Origin of the sequence: uncultured Rossellomorea sp. (genome assembly GCF_947488365.1) — a bacterium.
In the GTDB taxonomy this organism is placed as follows: domain Bacteria; phylum Bacillota; class Bacilli; order Bacillales; family Bacillaceae_B; genus Rossellomorea.
This window is the reverse complement of record NZ_CANKZT010000008.1, coordinates 1-12153: the sequence shown is the minus strand read 5'-3', so window position 1 is coordinate 12153 and position 12153 is coordinate 1. Positions and strand designations below refer to the sequence as shown.

Here is a 12153-nt window from a genome sequence, read left to right as displayed (position 1 = left end):
ATATTATTTGTTACATTTAATGTAAAAAGAAAGCCTTCTATGCTTTCTCTTGATTGATCATCTCGATGATATCTTTGATGGTATAGTCCTTTAAGTAATCACCCAGTTGTTCTTCTGCGCCAAGGAAAATCTGAAACAGGATATTTTTCATGTTCGCTCCTACGAGACACTTTTCGTTGGATGCTGTGCATTTCGGCTGCAGGGCGCCTTCTGATGTGATCTTGTAAATATCCCACAGATTGATATCGCTCAGTTCCCTTGCAAAAATGAATCCACCGCCCGTTCCTTCTTTAGACGTGATGAATCCTTGCTTTTTCAACAGACTAAGGACTTTGCGGATCCGGACCGGATGGACGCCGGCACTTTCTGAGATGGAATCGCTTGTAGACATGCGGTCCGTTTGCAGTGCCAGGTACGTTAAACTGTGGATGGCTAATGTAAAGTCGCTATTCATGGCCTGCCTCCTTCACGGATGTTACTGTAATGGTAACTTTTACAGTTTAGACTGTCAAGAATCCGGCTTTCGTTAATTGGCAAGCTTTTGCAATTCATTATATGAGAAGGTACGCACTTTCCTTGGCAGGAAGCTGCGGATTTCTTCATCGTTATAACCGACCTGCAATCTCTTTTCATCTAACATGATGGGTCTCCGCAGCATTTGCGGATTCTCCTTGATTACTGTATATAAATCCTGGAGTGGCAAAGAATCGATGTCTACGTTTAATTCCTTGAAAGCCTTTGATTGAGTTGAGATAATGTCTTCTGTTCCATTTTCCGTCAGGCGAAGAATCGACTTGATCTCATCAGGTGTCAACGGTTCTGTCAGCATGTTACGTTCCACGTAAGGTATTGAATGTTCGTCAAGCCACGCTCTTGCTTTCCTGCAGGACGTACAACTTGGTGTCAGAAATAAATTGACCATGTGTTTACACACTCCTTCTAAAATGTAATACAAAAAGTAACAGTTATGATAAAAAATATAATCTTTATTTCCGAGTACACTGTAATAATAATATTTACAGTTAAGGATGTCAACCATTTTTATGAAAAGAATCCTCCCCATTGAGAGAAGGATTTCTCTTGCTGCATTATTTCCGTGATACAGCTCCTTTGGCCGAAACGGCAGCAAAGGTGATCGTGATGGCGCAAACGATTACGATAGCGATCACTCCCTGCATCAACTCCCAGAATACCCACCCATCAATGAGAGCGGTGCGCATGCTTTCAAATACATAAGTAGTCGGGTTGATGGTAGCAGCGATTTTTAACCACTGCGCTTCAATCAATTCATAAGGAACGAACGTCGTACTTAAGAAAATCAGTGGAAAAAAGATGAACGTCCCCGCCTGGGCTGCCTGGGCATTTCTCGTCCTCAGTGCAATCCCGACGGAGTAACCGGCAAAGGCAAGGCCCCAGCCGATTGCAATTAACAGGACAAACAATACGCCGGCAAACCCGGTTTTGACTTCCAAGCCGAGTAAGAAAGCCATTCCGATGATCAGAAGGGTTTGAACCAGAAGCTGAAGCATCCCGGCGATGATCGGCCCTAACACGATGGCAAGGCGAGATGCCGGTGTGAGAAGCAACCTTGAGAAGAAACCGGTCTCAATATCTTTCACGATGCTCTGCCCCGCTCCCCCTGCTCCTCCAATGGCAGCAGATACGATGGAAACAGGCAGGATGAAGGCGAGATAGTCTGCCCCTTCAAAGGTTGGAAGTTCAGAAATACCGCTCAATCCACCTTCATAAACAAGAAGGAAGAAAGCAGATATGATCAAGTTAGGAATGAATGAGAATGGGTTTCGGATGGTGGTTTTGATATTCCGGACCGTCATCAACCATGTATCCTTGAAAACGTTATTCCCCATGGCTCTTCACCCCCTCTTTCGCCTCAGTCGTCAATTTCAGGAAGATATCATCAAGGGTGGGGGAAGACAATTGAATATCGATGATCCCGAAGTTTTCTGTGTCCAGGATACGGACGACCTCGAGAAGCTGCTTTGTCCCTTCTTCCACATATACAAGGATCTTGTCTTGTTGAGCGAGAACGTCGACTCCTTCCATGTGCATCCCGATCAGTTCAACGCTTCGTTGGATGCCATCAGGATCTTTCAATGTGAGGGTAATTAAGTCTTGACCGATTTCTGCCTTTAATTCTTTCGGCGAGCCCATGGCGACGATTTCACCTTTATTGATGATGCCGATCCGGTCCGCCAGGGAATCCGCTTCTTCTAAATACTGTGTCGTGAGAAAAATCGTCGTCCCCTTCTCCTTATTCAGCCGGCGAAGTTCCTTCCAGATCGCCGCCCGGCTCGACGGGTCAAGTCCCGTTGTCGGTTCGTCCAAGAAAAGGATATTCGGTTCGTTGACCAGAGTGAGGGCAAGGTCCAGTCTTCTCCTCATCCCTCCTGAATAACCGCCGATCCTTCGCTCGGATGCTTCTGACAGATCCACGATCTCAAGCAGCTCCTGAGCACGCCTTCTTCCCTCTTCCTTCCCGAAGCCGAATATGTACGCCTGTAGTTCTACTATCTCCCGTCCTGTCAGATCGGGGTCCACCCCCGTCTCCTGCAGGGCAACGCCAATATGCCGGCGAACATGCTCCGGCTCCCGGATCACATCATAACCTGCCACTTCCACTTTTCCTGAAGAAGCATTGATCAGCGTCGTCAGAATTTGGACCGTCGTTGATTTCCCGGCACCATTGGGACCTAAAAAGGCGAAAAACTCGCCTTCCCCGACTTGGAATGTTATGCCTTTTACCGCTTGTACGTTTCCTTTTTTAAACGTTTTGGTTAAGTTCTCAACCTCGATCTTGCCATTCATGAGCATCCCTCCATTCTCTCTATTCCTATTCGAGGAGGGGGTTGGTTTATCCTTTAATATGTGCAGGGTGATGTGCTTGAATAAACGGGAGATTGGACTCGTAGAAATCAATCTTTCACCCAATTCTCTTTATAATCTTCAATATAACGTTCAATGGTGATGGGCTTTGTATGGGTTATTCTTTCAAACTCATGAGTCACCCCTTTTGCCAGCCCTAACTTGGTTGGAAAATGGATGCCGATGACTACATTCACGAAATCCTCTTTTTCCCCTTTTTTCAACATATACGATTTAAATTCCTTAACAGTCGGATTGGAATAGTGAACCTTCTCCCCAAGAATCGTCGTCATACGATCAGCGACTTCATAGAAATCAAGTGCTCTATCCCCGGTAATCACGTGGTTCTTATTCGTATGCTCCCCAGGATTTTGAAAAGCGTGGATAGCGATTTCTGCAAGGTCACGGGTGTCGACGAAGCTGGTTTTCCCCTTCCCTGCAGGTATGAAAATCCTTCTTCTTTCCTTGATTTCATCACCCAAAAAGTCTTGCAGGTTCTGCATGAAATATCCTGCCCTTATAAAGGTATACGGGATGCCAAGTTTTTTTATATGCTTTTCGTTTTTATAGTGATGGATGAAAGGCAGATATTGAACATCCTTGACGGATAAGTAAACGATATGCTTGATTCCCTTGTGTTTGATAGCCTCGAGAAACGTTTGAAACTCAAGCTTGTCTCCAGGTGGATAGATGAGAAAGACCTGATCCACATCTTCCAGTGCCCCATCAAATGTAGTGGGCTCGGCTAAATCCAATTTAGTGAAACGGTATCCGTCTCCAAAATTCTCTTCTGCTTTTTCAACATTTCTCACAGCACATTTCATGGAAATGCTTCTTTCTTTCAATTTCTTGGCAACTTCTATCCCCACTTTTCCATTGAAGCCCGTAACGAGTATCGTCAATTTCATCTCACTCCCATAGTATATAATCGCATAAGTGTTATTCGTTCACTTTTTTTGCTTCTTTTATTCTTTTCTTCTGTGGACAATTTATCCTCTCCACCAAGGAACTTGAAGGCATTTATCAGCTATTTTCGATTTTACTTTTACGAACTCTAGAAATTTTGAATAAAAGCCATGTAACTTATTTGTAACTCCCAATCTTTACACTTTTGCTAGAAAGGGGCTGAATTTTTATGAAGATATGTAAACATGTTTGGGTTGTGACGATCGCTTTGGTGTTGTTAAGTGCATTCACACTGTCTCCAAGTTCATCTTTTGCTGCCGGCCAATTCTTGAATGGTTCCTATGGAGGAAAGCCTTACAAACTGTATGTCCCCGAGCAGTATGACGGAAGTAAGTCATACCCTTTATATGTCATGCTCCACGGATGTACACAAGATGCAAGTCAGTTCGCGACCGGAACAAAAATGAATGCACTTGCTGATGAAAAGGGATTTTTGGTCCTATACCCTGAACAAACCAGCAGTTCTAATTCAAATAAGTGTTGGAACTGGTTTGAGACGGCTCATCAGTCGAGGGGAAGCGGGGAACCTGCCATTATTGCCGGCATGGTGAACACTATAAAGGATGGTTATTCTATAAAGGATGAACATGTCTATGTTGCCGGACTATCTGCCGGAGCAGCCATGAGTGTCATCATGGGGGCTACATACCCAGACCTCTTCTCGGGGATCGGTGTGGGAGCAGGACTCGAATATAAAGCCGCTACCAGTACCACCGCAGCTTTTTCAGCCATGTCCGGTGGAGGCCCCGCCCCTGTTAGACAAGGAAGGACGGCCTATCAGGCAATGGGAAGTAGAGCAGCCGTAGTACCCGTCATCGTCTTTCACGGAACTTCTGATTATACGGTCTACCCGGTTAATGGGGAACAAGTGATCACTCAATGGTCCGTCACGAATGACTTAGCACAAGACGCTTCAGAAGACGGATGGATGGATGACCAGCCTGAACGAACGGTGAATGGAACCGTATCGGGGGGGAGAAATTATTCTGTGAATGAGTATGAAGGCGGGGACGGGAAGGTTTGGATGAAGAAGGTCAATGTTCAAAACATGGGGCATGCCTGGTCTGGAGGAAGTTCGCAAGGAAGCTATACAGACCCTCAAGGTCCCGATGCCAGCAGGATGATGTGGGAATTCTTCCATTCATTCTCAGAGGAAAATAGTGAAAATGATGAAGTTGCCCCCATCACATCAGCCAATCCCAAGGGAGGAACATACAGTCAGCCCATTCAGGTGGAGTTGCTGACAAATGAAGAAGCAGACACCTATTACACGACAGACGGCTCAGTCCCTTCTTCCCAATCCACCTTATATACTGGAGCAATTGACATCTTGGAGGATACAACCCTCAAATTTTTCAGTCAGGACAGCTCCGGTAATGTTGAAACCATAAAGCAAGAAGAATATGTCATCGATGATAGCGCCCCAAGTGAACATGTAACTCTCTCTTCCCTATCAGGGGAAGATGGGTTTGCAGGCCGCTTCACAGCCGATGGCATAGGAACCGGTGATATCAAAGTCGGGGACAAAGGAATGTACAATACAGACACTTATAGAGGACTCCTATCATTTGACACCACTGTACTGGGAGACTTGCCCATAGACACCGCCAAGGTCCGCCTTTACACCAAATCCTTTACAGGTACGATTTCCTCCATATCCATGGACATAAAAAGCGGAACCTTTGGAACTGCCGCCATTGAACAAAGTGATTATTCAGCCAGTGCAAGTCTGAGTAACCTTGTTAGCTTTCAACCACCTGCCGTTTCCAGCTACATCGATGTAGAGCTTCCGGCGTCCGCTCTATCGCAACTCAATCGCAATGGCAGGACTCAATTCAAACTGAAGGCCACAACAGCCGCCGGTTTTAACGCAAATTCCATTGAATTCTATGGAGGTGGAAATGGTGATTTGTCCCCGGTTTTATTGATAAACGGGCCGAACTAAACGATACATTCGTTAGTGCTGATTATAGTAAGATAGGATCAGTCGTCCCTGAACGACTGATCCTTTCTTTGACATTATGAATAGTGACTGGTTCCTACCTTGACAGAACTCTTCCCCTTCACCAGCTTCAATGTAGCCACGATTAAAAAGCTCACAATCACCAGTAAGAGCCATGAGCTTACCTTCCCCAGATGAACGAGACTCCAGGCATCGGTTTGGTTTGGATATTCCCAGGCTCCAAAGAAGGTTGCGATGTTTTCGGCAATCCATATGAAAAAGCCGATGAGTACAAATGAAAGGGCAAGGGGCATACGGTAGCATGTTCCACCAACCTGGTATTTAACCCAGGATTTCCAAAAGACGATTATGACAAGTCCTGATAACCACCATCGGATATCGATCCAATAATGATGGGTGAAAAAATTCAAATAAATTGCAGATGCAAGGGGGACAACGACAATGAACGGCGGCCACTGAACCAGTTCAACCTTCAACCTCCTCCACGCCTGGCAAAGGTAACTTGCCACACTCGCGTACATGAAACCGCTGTATAAAGGCACTCCGAATACTTTTGAATACCCATCCTCAGGGTACCCCCAGGAACCCATATGGACCTTGAACAGTTCAAGGGCCAGACCAATCAGGTGGAATAAGGTGATCACCTTCAATTCATCCCGTGTTTCCAGTCCTGATCGCACCATCACCCACTGCATGAACAGACAGATGATGAGCAGCCAGTCATACCGCGACAGAAAGGGAAGCGATATGATTTGTGTAAGAGCCAATGAGGCAAAAATAACGACGGGAAACAAACATGAAAGGGCCTGCTCCCTACCAAATCGAACGAGTTGTATTAGTGCTCTCATCATGTGTTCCTCCTATGTTTTTAAAGCCTCTCCTTTATTCAACTTGATTGTCTTCATCACCTTGATATTCCAAAATATCTCCCGGCTGACATTCTAAAGCCTTGCAAATTCCCTCCAGCGTCGAGAATCGCACCGCCTTTGCCTTTCCATTTTTTAATATGGAGAGGTTTGCCATCGTGATTCCAACCTTTTCCGAGAGCTCTGTTACACTCATTTTCCTCTTAGCCAGCATCACATCAATATTGATGATAATTGTCATTGTTTTCACCTCAGACCGTTAAATCATTTTCAGATTTGATATCGATGGCATTTTTCAGTAACTTCTGTAAAACAGCCGCAAAGACCGCAATCACCGCTGCACCGAATATAAAGATCATCCCGATCAATATGATACCAGGGGCATCATCAACCTCCGCCAAGATATAAAAGAGCGGCATCGCTGATACATATATAAGACTGATGGCAATGGCACTTTTCTTTATATTCTTTAACGCTTTTACGGATAATTCCGAGAACGCGTTGTTCTTGTCAATAAAGCTTAAAAGTTTGAAGGCTTGGAACAATGCAATGAAAAACGGTATAGCGGAAATATACATAACGACTAGAATGCCATATACCACATACGCAAGCCTCGAATCACTTTCTGCCACATCCATGGCTAACCAAGGTAATCCCAAGACGCACAAAGCAACAATTGGAATCCCGATAAGAAATAGAGCGATCTTTAAAAAGAGTGTTTCCCGTTTCATTAAAAGCACCTCGCTTATTGATTGTTAATTTAAATCTACCACCAAATTTATTGTTTATCAATAAATATTTATTTATTTTTAATAATTTTTATGGTCATCAGATAATTTCTAAGACAAAAAAATGGGATCTGCCCACCCTGCACGCTTACACTTTAACGTGTGGAGGACAAACCCCAATAACCATTTAAATAGTAAAATCGAACAAATGGGCATTTTCTCATTGAAACCGGCCAGCAGCCACATTTGTCTTTTACACCGACCTGATACGAAATCAGTAAGAGAGGAATGAAGATGAACCAGGGACAGACCCCCTTGGCTCTTATTCCACTATAAACCATGGGACCTATCCCTGTGATCCAGTTATTTCTCTTGGACAGGTAACACAACCGAGGAGTAAACGGAACCATTTATTTCAATATCCATTCTCCATTGCCCACTTTCAGGAAACCACAGCGTCACTGGCTGTTCCTTCTCCCGGGAATGCGGTAACGCTATCGGTGCTTTTTTTCCGTGTCCATCGTGAGAAAATAGAAGGCGCACTTTATCTGCACCTACGGCTTTTTCAGGAAGTATCAGATTCGTTTCAAAGTTTTCTTCCTCCACCACAAATGAATTGTATTCGATGCTCCCCTTCTCATCACCCAAATACAAATGACCATCTGAAACAAAGTCCGGGCTAGTATGCCATTTCGCCCTCTCTTCCCCTGAAAAATGGAGAAATACGAAGAGCAAGACAAAAGCCAAACAAGCCACTTGAGCTTTCCAAAATCCATTCACAGTTTTAAATGAGTTCATCATTTCCGAGTAAGGAGCCACTAGCTTTAATATAAGGAACGCCACATTAAGAAAGAGCAGCGCCAATGCGATAAATAAAAACACGAAATTCCCCCTTCCTGATCCACATGATAAGATAGGTCATTTATTATTTACGTTATTCTAAAGAAAGACCACAGATGCAATCCTGTTGGTTTCCACGCTTGCTTATTGATAGACGACCAGTTTTCTGGCTATATAAAACCGATCCCCAATATGATAAGCCATCATGTCTGCGGGACTTTCTTTTTGATCATCAATTTTAAAAAGGAGCGTGCCTTCCGGAAGACCCCTGGCTTCCCCATTCTCATCAACAGGGCCTTCCACCTCTGCTTTTATCACACCCACCTGTTCTGCTAATCGCTCTTCCTCTATTGGTTCATAGGTAGTGATATACTTATTACCTCTCCACATAAAGTGAGGGTCGGTGATTTCGTCCTGGTTGCCGCAAGATGCTACGAACAGGATCAAAATCCCCATTATAAAAAGGTGTCGTTTCACTGATTCCATTTTTGTGTTCTTCCTATTAATGTGGTATGAACAGGATCTACCTTGTTAAAATCTTGATTGGCAAGGTACATAATGGAATGCAGACTCGCTTCCTTTTTCTCACTGTTGCAAAAAGTAAGGGTGCACTCGCCGTCCCTTATTTTTACTTTTCCACTAGATTGTTCAATCAGTTCAAAGTCTAATAGGCTGCTTACTAAGGCAGGGTCTTCACAGAAGGGCATGTGAATCTCCATCGCTTGGATAGATGGGTGTTTTTCTTCAGTGACCACTTCCCGCCTTTTTTGAAGTTCGATCCGAAACTTCCAGGGAGTGGATATGAATGTTCTTCGTTCGCCTTCATTTACCTTCCACTTTAGTTCTTTCGCTCTTTCTATGACCTTTGAATACTCAGGATCCTTAACCAAGAAGCCGATATGGTCGAACATATCCCTTTTTCCGTGTCCAAATGTCAGATTGGTTTGACCTTTGACCATCTCGATGATTCTAAATCGAATGTCTTTATCCCGGAAATCCTCCCAGTTTAAAGGAGGATTGAATGTGTGCATTTCCCCATTGTATCGACCGACTCTTAACGTGGTTTCAAATCCTGACTCCTGATAAAACCTTTCCATTTCCTCCACTTTGTCCGTCCACCAGTGATAATGAAATAATTGCATTTCATGTCTCCCCCCTGTTTTCATTCATCCAACCGACAGCTTACTCAACCATCTCTCTTATAGGGATTAACCTTGCTTCACCGACCGTGCCCTCTTTTACATAGTCTGTTTCTTTATGAAAAGCATCAAAAATCTTATGGAAAACATTCGAGTGATTGTTAATGCCTTGAGCTTATTATTCTACTAACCTTCCTTTTCAATGAGGGCGAGCCAGTTACAGTAAAAACCAACTAACAAGGCTTAACAATACGATGAGCAGACCGATTGTTTTTTTATAAAACTGTATAGCGTACCCAACTAAGAAAAGAAGAAGGGCTGCCCATTTAAAGTGATAATACTCCGGGATATCTTCTGCAATGTACCCGATCCAGGTAGCAAAAGCCAGAAATAATACCAAAACCGGCATCAGAATGTTTGCAGCCGCCCAGAGAAATTTCATCTTGAACAACCCCCTTTCAATATATTGAGCCGGTTTCACGGCTTATGAGCCTCTGTTACCTTTTATGAATTTTGCATTTTAATAGGTAAGTAAACTGCTACGTCTTCCTCGCCATTTTCCAAAGGATGATAGGTCTCCACAATATAGGAATCCGATTTTCTATTATATCCCCGGTCATCCATCCACTGTACAAGTTCGCTATGAAGCTTGCCAATGTGATGGATTTTTCCTTTCGCCGTAACATATTCTTCTTCCAATTCGATATATTCCATCCCGACCGGAACGTTTGTGAATGATTCGCCCACCATGATTCCGACATAATAGATGCCTTCCAGATGGTCCGAAGCTCTCTTAGGTTCATAAAGGGCGATTTCAGGACCCTGCTCGGCTTCGATTTCATGTAACCTCTCTAGAAATTGCCGGGCAAGCTTCGGTACCTCCGTGTTAAAATCAGTGAAAGCTCCTTCTCCTTTTAATCCTACTACTCGGAAAGTCTTTTTCATCTTTTCAGCATTCACAACAATCTCTCCTTTTGATTAAGATAGTTTCCATGCCGGAATGAACGAATGGAAATTAAAGAAATAACTCATCGGTATATGGATGACGGTGTATATGGCAAGAGTGAGCAAATACGTCAAAAACCATTGAGGAACCGATTCTTGAAGGAACGAGTATAGCAAGAACTTCCCCACTGGAAATGGGACCAATACAATTAACCACATCGGGCTTCCCAAAGCTTCGGTCAAAGCCCCGAGTGAAACGACAGATAAGTCGGTGATGAACGCCTGCCAAATAGCCAATCCAGGGCTAAGAACGAAGCTTTCGATGTAATAAGAAAGACCTTTTAATGATGCTGCCAGAAAAAAATCAAACAGATATTTCATATTGATCTCCGTGTAGAGTCTACCTTATAATATTTTAACATAATTTTCCTGTAGCGATCATAAAAAAAGCCCCTCACTCAAAAGTGAGAAGCCCTTTCACTACCTCTTCCGTTGCATTAACTGCTGACCAATCAAATACCCGCCTGCCAGCACGAAGAAAATCAGAAGCAGGCCCGCAAACCCATCGGTAAACCCCGTTCGTTCAATGGCAAATCCGAATAGCGGAAAGCTGATCATGATGACGAAGCTCTCCATTAATCCGATCAGCGAAAGGAAAGTAGACCTGATATTGCTTTGCAGAAAGTTTTGCACGAATGAGCTGAAGATCGGTTCGAACAGACTCAAGAGCTGTGCAAGGATCAGGAACGATATCAGGATCGCCCAGTCCGTGGCGAAAATGAACAGGATGAAAAAGAAGAGAAAAATACCTAAGCCATAATATAAAATATTGAAGAACTTAAATCGCGCCTCCACCCTGTAAGCGATCTTCGCCATCAGGACACCAAGGAGCCCTTCGATTGTAAACACCGCTCCCACCACGACAGGCGAATACCCTAATTGAATGAAGTATTCCTGTCCGTAGAACACCATGATCACCATGACTGCACTCGCTAAGATAAATAGCACAACAGGCTGGTGAATGACCGTGTTATTTCTCCAAACGGCAACCCCTAATTTAAATTGATGAACCCACTGGTTATACCATCTTCCGCCGATATCCTCCGTCTTTTCACGTTCCGGCTCCTTCATGAAAAACAGTGGAATCACAGCAAGGACATGGGTGACGATGGTTGCACCATATACCCATTCCCAGCTGATCTCTGCCATGAATCCCCCTAGGAATTTGGCAAGGCTCAATGATAAAAGGGAAATGGCCGTCATGCTTCCGATTATCCTCGTGTAATCCTTCTCACGCTTTTCATTCTTCAACGTGTCATAAGCAAACGCCTGCTCGGCACCGGAATGAAAGGTCACCATGAGACCCATGGATAGAAAGGCCAGGGTAAACATCGAAAACGTCCCGCTCATCAGCATGAACAAGGCATAAAGGAGACTGAACACATTCCCGATCACCAGGCTGACCTTCCTCCCATACAAATCTGCGATCATCCCGGTCGGAACCTCAAACAGGACAATGGCCAAGTGGAGAAACGCCTCCAATATGCCGATTTCACCGAAGGTCATCCCCTTATCGCCAAGGTAGATGACCCACAACGCTCGGTCAAAGAACAACTGGGCAAAAAAGAGATAAAAATAAAGCAGATATATATTGTTTTTTGTTTTAATCATGTCATTTCGTCCTCTCATAAACATAAGGTTAATAGAAAAGCGGAGGCGGCTCGTTCAGAGGCGACAAGCATAAGATGAACATGCCGGAAAGGCGCTTTTTGCCTTTTTGGCATGTTTAACTTATGACCTCGAGCCTCTAGCCGCCGCAGCTA

16 protein-coding genes are annotated in these 12153 nt (G+C 44.1%); 1 reads left to right on the top strand and 15 read right to left on the bottom strand.

Annotated elements, in window-relative coordinates:
• Positions 1-37: 37 nt before the first annotated feature.
• From Q1B03_RS19685 to Q1B03_RS19665, 5 genes are all read right to left on the bottom strand, one after another.
• The gene (locus Q1B03_RS19685; RefSeq protein ID WP_299745716.1) at positions 38-454 is read right to left on the bottom strand and encodes an Rrf2 family transcriptional regulator; all 417 of its coding nucleotides are present in this window, start codon (positions 452-454) and stop codon (positions 38-40) included.
• Positions 455-526: 72 nt separating this feature from the next.
• Positions 527-922 carry a transcriptional regulator SpxA gene (spxA, locus tag Q1B03_RS19680; RefSeq protein ID WP_299745713.1) on the bottom strand — a complete coding sequence of 132 codons (396 nt, stop codon included), beginning with the start codon at positions 920-922 and terminating at the stop codon, positions 527-529.
• Positions 923-1088: 166 nt separating this feature from the next.
• The gene (locus tag Q1B03_RS19675) at positions 1089-1868 is read right to left on the bottom strand and encodes an ABC transporter permease (protein WP_299745710.1); all 780 of its coding nucleotides are present in this window, start codon (positions 1866-1868) and stop codon (positions 1089-1091) included.
• The gene (locus Q1B03_RS19670) at positions 1858-2826 is read right to left on the bottom strand and encodes an ATP-binding cassette domain-containing protein (protein ID WP_299745707.1); all 969 of its coding nucleotides are present in this window, start codon (positions 2824-2826) and stop codon (positions 1858-1860) included. Before Q1B03_RS19670 ends, Q1B03_RS19675 begins: the two co-directional genes overlap by 11 nt.
• Before the next feature lie 107 nt (positions 2827-2933).
• Positions 2934-3785 carry an SDR family oxidoreductase gene (locus Q1B03_RS19665; RefSeq protein ID WP_299745704.1) on the bottom strand — a complete coding sequence of 284 codons (852 nt, stop codon included), beginning with the start codon at positions 3783-3785 and terminating at the stop codon, positions 2934-2936.
• A 233-nt stretch (positions 3786-4018) separates the two neighbouring features.
• Here Q1B03_RS19665 and Q1B03_RS19660 point away from each other — a divergent pair, with 233 nt between their 5' ends.
• The gene (locus Q1B03_RS19660) at positions 4019-5794 is read left to right on the top strand and encodes a PHB depolymerase family esterase (protein ID WP_299745701.1); all 1776 of its coding nucleotides are present in this window, start codon (positions 4019-4021) and stop codon (positions 5792-5794) included.
• A 74-nt stretch (positions 5795-5868) separates the two neighbouring features.
• Here the strand turns inward: Q1B03_RS19660 and Q1B03_RS19655 are convergent, their stop codons facing one another.
• The 10 genes from Q1B03_RS19655 to Q1B03_RS19610 form a co-directional block, all read right to left on the bottom strand.
• Positions 5869-6660 carry a DUF817 domain-containing protein gene (locus Q1B03_RS19655; RefSeq protein ID WP_299746044.1) on the bottom strand — a complete coding sequence of 264 codons (792 nt, stop codon included), beginning with the start codon at positions 6658-6660 and terminating at the stop codon, positions 5869-5871.
• 34 nt (positions 6661-6694) lie between these two features.
• Positions 6695-6919, bottom strand: coding sequence for a helix-turn-helix transcriptional regulator (locus tag Q1B03_RS19650; protein ID WP_299745698.1), 225 nt, complete (start codon positions 6917-6919; stop codon positions 6695-6697).
• Positions 6920-6929: 10 nt separating this feature from the next.
• Positions 6930-7409 carry a DUF2975 domain-containing protein gene (locus Q1B03_RS19645; RefSeq protein ID WP_299745695.1) on the bottom strand — a complete coding sequence of 160 codons (480 nt, stop codon included), beginning with the start codon at positions 7407-7409 and terminating at the stop codon, positions 6930-6932.
• A 360-nt stretch (positions 7410-7769) separates the two neighbouring features.
• Positions 7770-8288, bottom strand: a complete 519-nt coding sequence (locus Q1B03_RS19640; RefSeq protein WP_299745692.1) for a hypothetical protein — start codon at positions 8286-8288, stop codon at positions 7770-7772.
• 102 nt (positions 8289-8390) lie between these two features.
• On the bottom strand, positions 8391-8732 hold the full coding sequence (locus Q1B03_RS19635) for a hypothetical protein (RefSeq protein ID WP_299745690.1): 342 nt from the start codon (positions 8730-8732) through the stop codon (positions 8391-8393).
• A complete protein-coding gene (locus tag Q1B03_RS19630; protein ID WP_299745687.1) occupies positions 8720-9388 on the bottom strand; it encodes a hypothetical protein in 669 nt (222 codons plus the stop codon). The genes Q1B03_RS19635 and Q1B03_RS19630 overlap by 13 nt, the downstream gene beginning before the upstream one ends.
• Before the next feature lie 214 nt (positions 9389-9602).
• Positions 9603-9827 carry a hypothetical protein gene (locus tag Q1B03_RS19625; protein WP_299745684.1) on the bottom strand — a complete coding sequence of 75 codons (225 nt, stop codon included), beginning with the start codon at positions 9825-9827 and terminating at the stop codon, positions 9603-9605.
• 62 nt (positions 9828-9889) lie between these two features.
• A complete protein-coding gene (locus Q1B03_RS19620) occupies positions 9890-10345 on the bottom strand; it encodes a GyrI-like domain-containing protein (RefSeq protein WP_299745680.1) in 456 nt (151 codons plus the stop codon).
• Between the two features lie 18 nt (positions 10346-10363).
• Positions 10364-10711, bottom strand: a complete 348-nt coding sequence (locus Q1B03_RS19615) for a hypothetical protein (RefSeq protein ID WP_299745677.1) — start codon at positions 10709-10711, stop codon at positions 10364-10366.
• A 99-nt stretch (positions 10712-10810) separates the two neighbouring features.
• Positions 10811-12001, bottom strand: a complete 1191-nt coding sequence (locus tag Q1B03_RS19610) for an MFS transporter (protein WP_299745674.1) — start codon at positions 11999-12001, stop codon at positions 10811-10813.
• Between the last annotated feature and the right edge of the window lie 152 nt (positions 12002-12153).

Excerpts from the sequence above, each read along its gene's own strand:
- Q1B03_RS19685 (WP_299745716.1), bottom strand. The coding sequence starts at position 454 with ATGAATAGCGACTTTACATTAGCCATCCACAGTTTAACGTACCTGGCA.
- spxA (WP_299745713.1), bottom strand. The coding sequence starts at position 922 with ATGGTCAATTTATTTCTGACACCAAGTTGTACGTCCTGCAGGAAAGCA.
- Q1B03_RS19675 (WP_299745710.1), bottom strand. The coding sequence starts at position 1,868 with ATGGGGAATAACGTTTTCAAGGATACATGGTTGATGACGGTCCGGAAT.
- Q1B03_RS19670 (WP_299745707.1), bottom strand. The coding sequence starts at position 2,826 with ATGAATGGCAAGATCGAGGTTGAGAACTTAACCAAAACGTTTAAAAAA.
- Q1B03_RS19660 (WP_299745701.1), top strand. The coding sequence starts at position 4,019 with ATGAAGATATGTAAACATGTTTGGGTTGTGACGATCGCTTTGGTGTTG.
- Q1B03_RS19655 (WP_299746044.1), bottom strand. The coding sequence starts at position 6,660 with ATGAGAGCACTAATACAACTCGTTCGATTTGGTAGGGAGCAGGCCCTT.
- Q1B03_RS19650 (WP_299745698.1), bottom strand. The coding sequence starts at position 6,919 with ATGACAATTATCATCAATATTGATGTGATGCTGGCTAAGAGGAAAATG.
- Q1B03_RS19645 (WP_299745695.1), bottom strand. The coding sequence starts at position 7,409 with ATGAAACGGGAAACACTCTTTTTAAAGATCGCTCTATTTCTTATCGGG.
- Q1B03_RS19635 (WP_299745690.1), bottom strand. The coding sequence starts at position 8,732 with ATGGAATCAGTGAAACGACACCTTTTTATAATGGGGATTTTGATCCTG.
- Q1B03_RS19630 (WP_299745687.1), bottom strand. The coding sequence starts at position 9,388 with ATGCAATTATTTCATTATCACTGGTGGACGGACAAAGTGGAGGAAATG.
- Q1B03_RS19625 (WP_299745684.1), bottom strand. The coding sequence starts at position 9,827 with ATGAAATTTCTCTGGGCGGCTGCAAACATTCTGATGCCGGTTTTGGTA.
- Q1B03_RS19615 (WP_299745677.1), bottom strand. The coding sequence starts at position 10,711 with ATGAAATATCTGTTTGATTTTTTTCTGGCAGCATCATTAAAAGGTCTT.
- Q1B03_RS19610 (WP_299745674.1), bottom strand. The coding sequence starts at position 12,001 with ATGATTAAAACAAAAAACAATATATATCTGCTTTATTTTTATCTCTTT.